Annotated in this window: 1 protein-coding gene and 1 pseudogene; both read left to right on the forward strand. The window is 58.4% G+C overall.

Features of this window, described 5'->3' with window-relative positions; translation table 11 throughout:
- Nucleotides 1–49: 49 nt before the first annotated feature.
- Nucleotides 50–1,015 (forward strand): SPFH domain-containing protein, encoded by a 966-nt coding sequence (locus NW819_RS11035; protein WP_011431991.1) that lies wholly within the window; start codon nucleotides 50–52, stop codon nucleotides 1,013–1,015.
- A gap of 12 nt (nucleotides 1,016–1,027) precedes the next feature.
- Nucleotides 1,028–1,258 (forward strand): annotated as a pseudogene (locus NW819_RS11040) (ribosome maturation factor RimM); the annotation flags it as partial.

Consider the following 1,258-nt stretch of genomic DNA (forward strand, 5'->3'; position numbering starts at 1 on the left):
AGCAACCGTCTAGAATGGGGACTGAACTCCCCCTTAGGAGAAAAGCCCTATGCCAGGTATCTTAGCGGCCATTGCCCTGATCTTTGTCGGCTACCTGTTCAACTCGGTCAAAATCATCAGCCAGGGGTATGAGGCATTGGTGGAGCGTTTGGGCAGGTTTCATCGCAAGCTGACCCCAGGATTGCACTTTATTCTTCCCCCTATCGATAGGATTGTGTTCCAGGAAACCATCCGCGAGAAGGTGTTGGACGTGCCTCCTCAGCAGTGCATCACCAGCGACAACGTCTCTTTGATGGCCGATGCGGTGGTCTATTGGCGCATCACCGACATGATCAAGGCCCGCTATGCGGTGGAGGACGTGCAGCGGGCTTTGGTTAACCTGGTGCTGACGGCTCTGCGGGCAGAAATTGGCCGCATGGATTTGGATCAAACCTTTTCCTCCCGCGCCGAGATCAACGCCCGCCTTTTGACAGAGCTGGACGAGGCCACAGATCCCTGGGGGATCAAGATCACGCGCGTGGAAGTCAGGGACATTCAACCCTCTAAGACTGTGCAAGACTCGATGGAAAAGCAGATGGCTGCCGAGCGGGAGAAGCGGGCCGCTATTCTGAAATCAGAAGGGGAGCAGCAGGCCAGCATCAACCAGGCTGCGGGGGCCGCCAAGGCACAGCTATTGCGAGCAGAAGCGGAGAAGCGAGAGCGGCTGCTGCTGGCTGAAGGCACGGCTGAAGCCATCAAGACCATCGCCGCCACTTTGCAAGAGAATCCAGAGGCAGCCAATGCGTTGCAATACCTGATGGCGCAAAACTATATCGACATGGGCTTCAAGGTAGGCAGCAGTCCCAGCGCCAAGGTAATCTTCATGGATCCCAATTCGATCCCTGGCACCCTGCAAGGGCTGCTCTCCATGGTGGACGTGGCCAAGGGTGGGGAAGGATCTCGCGCGGCGGCCTCTCAGAAGCTGCGTACCCCGGCTTCTTTCCCAACCGAAGTGGACTTTCCGCGGCTCGACTGAGTTTGACCGACCATGATGGCCCAGGATCCCGATTGGCTGCTGGTGGGACAGGTGGTGGCGGCCCACAGCTTGCGGGGCTGGCTGCGGGTTAGGTGCTGGTCGGATTTTCCAGAGCGCTTCACAGAGCCTGGACCACGCTGGTTGCAGCGGGATACGGATCCCGAGCCCCTGCTGCACCCCTTGATCGAGGGGCAGTTTTTCCCGGCTAAGGGTCTTTATTTGGTGCGACTGGAAGGGATCCCC

Source organism: Synechococcus sp. R8-2, assembly GCF_047461715.1.
Taxonomy (GTDB): Bacteria; Cyanobacteriota; Cyanobacteriia; order Thermostichales; family Thermostichaceae; genus Thermostichus.